Here is a 6,903-nt window from a genome sequence, read left to right as displayed (position 1 = left end):
AAAACGTAATCAATCGCGGATAAATAAGATTGATAGAAAGGAATGTATATTGTAGGTGACTACTCAGATGGGTCAATTACAATATACCAGAAGTTATGAAGAAAATAAAATTATTACTTTGTTTATTTATGTTAACAACTTTATGTGGATGTTCTAATTCAAACAAAAATGAATCAAGTAAGACACTTAATGCAGCTATGTTTTGGATTTCAACATCTTTAGATCCGACAAATAATTATGATGGTTGGGTTTTAAGTCGTATTGGGGTAGGAGAAACATTGTTAAAACTTAATGAAAAATATGAAGTGGAACCATGTCTGGCAAAATCCTATGAACAAATTGATGATACAACCTGGAAATTGACTTTAAAAGATTCTATTACTTTTTCAAATGGTAAAAAAGTAACAGGAGAAAATGTCAAAGCATGTTTAGAAAGAGCTTTTGAAAAAAATACAAGAGCGATTGATTATTTTGATTTAAATCATGTTGAAGCAAAGGGGCAAGATATTTATCTTTATTTAAATAAATCAAGTGGGGCAATCTTAAATAATCTTTGTGAACCACTTTTTACTATTTATGATGCAAGTCAAAGTGAAGAAGATATTGCCAATCATCCTCTTTGTACCGGCCCTTTTATGGTGGATGATTTTGTTTCAGAAAAAACAATCGATACAAGCAAAAATAAAAAATATTACGATGGTAAAGCAAAACTTGACCATGTTCATTTTAGTCAAGTGGCAGATTCTGATGCACGTGTTTTAGCGTTACAATCGGGTGAAGTTGATCTTGCGAATACGATAGATTATTCAAGTTTAAAATTATTTAGGAATAATAAAAATTATCATGTTTTAGAGGTTTTAGGCCCACGTACAAATGTTATTTATATGAATAATGAAACAACATTTTTAAGTGATTTAACGATTAGAAAAGCTTTATCTTATAGTGTAAATCGTAAAAGTATTGTTAAATTGATTGGGGGAAAAGAAGCAACTGGTCTTTATTCAAGTGCATTACCTTATGGAGATGTTTCTAATGGCTATAGTCTTAATTTAAAAGAAGCCAATCGTCTTTTAGATGAAGCGGGCTATGTTGATACGAATAATGATGGTATCAGAGAAAAAGATGGACAAGAAATCATTTTAAATTATTATGAAAGCGCGGATCATGGTTCAGCAGATGCAAATATTATTGCGCAATCTATGCAAAGTGAAGCAAAAAAGATTGGTATTAAAATTAAACTTAATCAAGTTGAAAATGTGAATGATATTAAAGCAGCAGGAACTTTTGATTTATGTTCGGCTAATGATTCAAGTGCACCTACAGGTGATCCAGAAATCTTTATTCAACAACGTTATTTATCAACGGGTTCAAGTAATACAGGACGTTATAAAAACTCAAATCTTGATAATTTGATTCAACAATTTTCCACAACTTATGATGTAAAACAAAGACAACAACTTGCTATTCAAGCAAGTGAAATGATTTTAGATGATGCTGCCAATATTTATGTTTCTTATGTTCCTTTAAATACGGTAACTTCTTCTAAGGTCAAAGGAGCTATTTGCCATCCGGTTGATTATTATATGATTACAAAGGATATTGATCTTAAATGAGTATATTAAATTATCAAAATTTAACATTGACTTATAATGAACAAGAAATTTTACATCATATAGATTTAATGATTCCTAAAAATCAAATTACAGTTATTGTCGGTCAAAGTGGTAGTGGGAAATCAACATTACTTAAAGCAACAATGGGATTGTTAAGTGATGATGCAAAAATTATAGAGGGTAAAATTTTATTTGAAGAAGATAATTTATTAGAAAAGGGTTTAGATTGTTATAGAGGAAAAAAAATAGGCATGATTTTTCAAAATCCTTTAACTTATTTTGATGATTATCAAAATATTGAAGAACATTTCTATGAAAGTTTACATACTCATTTTAAATATTCTAAAAAACAGTCAAGAGAAATAGCTATTCATTATTTAAAACAAATGGGGCTAGAAGAAACTATTTTAAACAAGTATCCTTTTGAATTATCAGGAGGAATGGCTCAAAGGGTGATGATTGCTTTAGTATTATGTTTACAACCTTCACTTGTTTTGGCTGATGAACCGACAAGCAGTTTAGATGTCGTTATTCAAAAACAAATTTTAGATTATCTTTTAAATCTAAAAAAACAAACAACTTTTGTGTTTGTAACACATAATATTCAAGTAGCACGTTATATTGCAGATCAAATAGTTGTTATTAAAGATGGAATGATTGTAGAAAAAGGAAATGTAGAGACTCTTTTTAATGCTCCTAAGCATCCCTATACAAAGTCACTATTATGAAAGGAAAAGAATAATGCGTTTATTTGAAGCTAAAGATCTTACAAAAAAATACGATAAGACTGTTTTAAATCATCTTGATTTTAGCATTGATGAAGGTGAAGTTGTTGGTATTATTGGTGTTAGTGGATGTGGAAAAAGTACCCTTGCAAGACTTGTTTCAGGTATTGAAAAACCTTCTTCAGGTTCTTTATTATATCAAGGAAAAACAGTTGATTTTAAAAAGAGTCGTAAAGATATACAACTTATTCTTCAAAATCCAATTGAAAGCTTTTCGCCACGAATGAAAATCAAACAGTTTCTTTATGAACCTTATCATTATTTTTATCATTTAAATAAAAAAGAAGTGATGACTGCTATTAAAAAGATATTAGAACAAGTAAGTATGGATGAGACTTGTTTGGAAAAATATCCTCATGAATTAAGTGGAGGACAGTTACAAAGAATATCAATTGCTAGAGCATTGATTATACAACCCCAATTACTTATTTGTGATGAAATTACCAGCAGTCTCGATCAAGTGTTTCAAAGAGATATTATCGAATTATTAAAACAATGTGTTTATAAATATCATATGGCTATTCTTTTCATTAGCCATGATCTTTCATTGGTTCATGAGTTTTGTCATCAGGTTCTTGTTTTAAATGATGGAAAAATCATAGAAAAAGGAACAATACAACAATTATATAAAAGTGAAAATGAAGTTGTACAAAACTTATTAAAAGCAGCTTATTTAAATGGTTAGGATATTTTGAAATATCCTTTTTTCTTTACAATGATAAGAAGATATTGTTATAATTATAACAAGAGTTATATATAACGTGAGTTATAGAAAGGAGGCTTTTATGCCAGCAAAAAGAAAAATACAAAAAGAAGATATTCTACAAGCAAGTATTTCGATTATTAGCCATGAAGGACTCAATGCTTTAAATGCCAGAAAGATTGCAAAGAAATTAGGCTGTTCAACACAACCACTTTTTTATATTTATGAGAATATGGATGTTTTAAAAAAAGATGTGATAGATGAAATTGTAAAGATTTTTGATCGAGAAGTTTTAAAAAGTGAAACAGGTCAATTAGAATACAAGGATATTGGAATCAATTATATTCGTTTTGCTAAAGAAGAACCTGAATTATTTAAAATTATGTTTAACCGAAAAATAAATGAAGGAGCATTTGATTTTATTGATTTAACAGGATCAGCAAAGACAATCCTTGAAACAATTTCAAAACAAACAGGAATGTCAAATGAAGATGCTAAACAGTTTCATTTAAGAATGTGGTTATATGTCAATGGGATTGCTAGTTTAGCAGCCAATCAGACCGTTGAATTTAATGATGAAGAAATTGCAGAACTGTTAAAGGATCAATATGTTTCAATGCTTCTTTATGAAGTAAAAAAGGGAAATGTAAAAGAAGAAATTTTGGCACAACTTATTAAAAAGAATAGGGAAGGAAAAGAATGATGGAAAAAGTAATAGAGGTTTCACATCTTACAAAAGAGTATAAAAATTTAAAAGCAATTGATGATTTATCCTTTAATGTTTATCAAGGAGAAATTTTAGGATTATTAGGACCTAATGGTTGTGGAAAAAGTACAACTATTAACTCTATTTTATCATTACTTAAATATCAAGAAGGATTTATTAAGGTTTTTGGTAAAGAAATGAAACCTGATTCTTATGATTTAAAAGCAAAGATAGGAGTTATTTTTCAAGAAGTAGCTGTTTTTGATGAATTGAATGTTTATGATAATATCAATTATTTTTGTGGTTTATATATTCGAGATAAAAAACAAAGAAAACAATATGTTGACGATGCAATTAACTTAGTAGGATTAAATGATTTTAAAAAGTTTTTACCTAAACAACTTTCCGGAGGATTGCTACGTAGATTAAATATTGCTTGTGGGATTGCCCATAAACCTAAACTTATCTTTTTAGATGAACCAACTGTTGCAGTTGATCCACAAAGTCGTAATCATATTTTAGATGGTATAAAAAAATTAAGAGATCAAGGGGCTACAATTGTTTATACAACACATTATATGGAAGAAGTAGAAATACTTTGCGATCGTATTATTATTTTAGATAAAGGAAAGATCATTGCTCAAGGAACAAGTGATGAATTAAAGAAAGAAGCAAATATTGAGGAAAAGATTGAACGTGTAGGTCCAACTCTTAATGACGTTTTCTTAAAATTAACAGGAAAGGAATTGAGGGATTGATGTTTATTCATAATCTAAAGTATACAGTTAAAATACTTTTTAAAAATAAAGTTCTTATTTTTTGGATGTTTGCTTTTCCTATTATTTTAGGTATTTTCTTTCACATGGCTTTTGAAAATATTGAAAAAGACGAAGCTTTACAAGTTTTTGATATTGCAGTTATTGACAATAAGGAATATCAAAACCAAACAATTTATCAAGAAACCTTTAAAGAGCTTTCTGATAAAAAAAATAAGGATCAGTTATTTCGTATTCATTTTGTAAATAAAAAAGAGGCGGAACAGCTTTTAGAAGATAATGAAATAGAAGGATATGTTCTCTTTAATAAACAAGAACCACAAATTGTGATTAAAGAAAATGGTATGGAACAAACAATCTTGCAATTTGTTATGGATGAAATTAAACAAAATAAGAGGATGATAGAAGATCTAACAAAGAAACAAATTGAAGATGAAATACAACAAGGAAACTACAATTTTAATGTTCAACAAATTGTACATGATATTCTTCAAAAGCTCAATAACCAAGAAGTATCTTTAAAAGACACATCAAGTAGTCATTTAAGTTATATGCAAATTGAATATTATACCTTAATTGCCATGGCTTGTATGTATGGTGGGATGTTAGGTTTAACAGCTATTAATAATCAATTGGCGAATATGTCCGCTAAAGGGAAAAGAGTTTCTGTTTCACCAAATAAAAAAGGAATACTTGTCTTATCTTCAGCACTAGGTTCTTATTTAGTAAGCCTTGTTGGTTTAGCAATTCTTTTAATCTTTTTAAAATTTGGTTTAAATGTTGAATTTGGTAGTCAATGGCTTTATATAATCATTCTTTCTTTAGTTGGTGATTTAGCAGGTATTTCGATGGGAATATTTATTGCTTCTGTTTTTAGAGTTTCTGAACAAGCAAAAACAGGAATTAATATTGCGATTTCTATGTTTTTCTCGGTTCTATCTGGGATGATGGGTGTTACTTTAAAATATGTTATTGATAAAAATATACCTATTATTAATCTTATCAATCCTAATAATTTGATTACCGATGGTTTTTATGCTTTATATTATTACAATACATTTAATCGATATATCAGAGATATTTGTTGTTTAGGAGTATTTATTATTGTATGTTTATTTATTTCTTTTAGGACTTTAAGGAGGGAACAATATGATTATATTTAGTACCGTTTTTAAAATCTTAAATAAATTAAAAGGAAACTTAATTCTTTATACAGTGATCTTACTTGCAATTACATTATTTAATACAACTTCTGGTAATATGAATCATTATGAGGCAACAAAACCAGATATTTTGATTGTAAATAAGGATCAAAACAATGAAATAACCAAAGGATTTGTTTCGTATTTAAAAGAACAAGCGATATTAAAAGATATTGACATCAATGATCAAGAAAAAGTAGACGATGCCTTATTTTATCGTGATATAAGTTATGTTGTGTATATTCCTGAAAACTTTGGTGGTGATCTTGTAAATGATAAAAATCCAACGATTGAATATAAATCAAATGGTAATGAAAATGCATCTTTTACCCAAATGTTAATTGAAAAATATATAAAGACAGTAAATCTTTATAAAGAGCATTATCAAGGTAAAGCTTTAAATCAAAAAGTCAAACAAGTGATTAACCAAAAAACAAAAGTAAACCTCAACACATCTTTAGATAGTTCTAAATTGAATCAAGTGAATGTTTATTTTAATTTCTTAAACTATGCCTTACTTGCTGGGGGAGTTTATTGTATGACAATGATTCTTGCAAGTTTAAATCAAGAGGGTGTACGTAAAAGAACAATTATGAGCAGTTTTTCATATCGTAAATATAATTGGATTGTTTTTGCTTCTTTAGGTCTTGCTTCTTTTATTGTATGGTTAGCCTATATGATTATTAGTTTTATCTTATTTAAAGAAATTATGTTAAGTGGGAATGGGATTGCTTATATTTTAAATTCATTTGTTTTTTCAATATGTAGTTTGGCCGTAGGATTCTTAATTGGAACTATTACCCATAATAAGCAAGCTATTGGAGGTATTGTCAATGTTGTTGCTTTAGGAACATCGTTTCTTTGTGGATGCTTTGTGCCAATGTCATTTATGCCAAGTTATGTTTTAAAGATTGCTCATATTTTACCAACGTATTATTTTGTACAAAATAATGAACTTATTAAAACATTAGAATATTTTAAATTAGAAACATTACAACCAATAATTATTAATGGTATTATTGTTTTAGGATTTACCTTAAGCTTTGTTTTGATTACCTTAATGATTAGTAAAAGAAAACAAAAGATTGGGTGAGTGTATGAAAGAATTTCTATTAATT

7 protein-coding genes are annotated in these 6,903 nt (G+C 28.1%); all 7 read left to right on the top strand.

The window, feature by feature from the left end; genetic code table 11:
• Window positions 1-95: 95 nt before the first annotated feature.
• The 7 genes from LJD32_RS08395 (at window position 96) to LJD32_RS08365 (ending at window position 6,878) form a co-directional block, all read left to right on the top strand.
• Window positions 96-1,613, top strand: a complete 1,518-nt coding sequence (locus tag LJD32_RS08395) for an ABC transporter substrate-binding protein (RefSeq protein WP_227392131.1) — start codon at window positions 96-98, stop codon at window positions 1,611-1,613.
• Entirely contained in the window at window positions 1,610-2,341 is a 732-nt protein-coding gene (locus LJD32_RS08390; RefSeq protein WP_147580059.1) for an ABC transporter ATP-binding protein, read from the top strand. Before LJD32_RS08395 ends, LJD32_RS08390 begins: the two co-directional genes overlap by 4 nt.
• Before the next feature lie 13 nt (window positions 2,342-2,354).
• Window positions 2,355-3,083, top strand: coding sequence for an ABC transporter ATP-binding protein (locus LJD32_RS08385; protein WP_227392130.1), 729 nt, complete (start codon window positions 2,355-2,357; stop codon window positions 3,081-3,083).
• 100 nt (window positions 3,084-3,183) lie between these two features.
• Window positions 3,184-3,804: a TetR/AcrR family transcriptional regulator gene (locus LJD32_RS08380; protein ID WP_227392129.1), complete on the top strand. Its 621-nt coding sequence runs from the start codon at window positions 3,184-3,186 to the stop codon at window positions 3,802-3,804.
• Window positions 3,804-4,565 carry an ABC transporter ATP-binding protein gene (locus LJD32_RS08375; protein WP_081918938.1) on the top strand — a complete coding sequence of 254 codons (762 nt, stop codon included), beginning with the start codon at window positions 3,804-3,806 and terminating at the stop codon, window positions 4,563-4,565. Before LJD32_RS08380 ends, LJD32_RS08375 begins: the two co-directional genes overlap by 1 nt.
• Window positions 4,565-5,746 (top strand): ABC transporter permease, encoded by a 1,182-nt coding sequence (locus tag LJD32_RS08370; RefSeq protein WP_227392128.1) that lies wholly within the window; start codon window positions 4,565-4,567, stop codon window positions 5,744-5,746. Before LJD32_RS08375 ends, LJD32_RS08370 begins: the two co-directional genes overlap by 1 nt.
• Entirely contained in the window at window positions 5,733-6,878 is a 1,146-nt protein-coding gene (locus tag LJD32_RS08365; protein WP_227392127.1) for an ABC transporter permease, read from the top strand. Before LJD32_RS08370 ends, LJD32_RS08365 begins: the two co-directional genes overlap by 14 nt.
• Window positions 6,879-6,903: the final 25 nt, after the last annotated feature.

Source organism: Faecalibacillus sp. TM498, from assembly GCF_020589955.1.
In the GTDB taxonomy this organism is placed as follows: domain Bacteria; phylum Bacillota_I; class Bacilli_A; order Erysipelotrichales; family Coprobacillaceae; genus Faecalibacillus; species Faecalibacillus intestinalis.
This window is presented reverse-complemented; position numbering and strand designations above follow the sequence as displayed.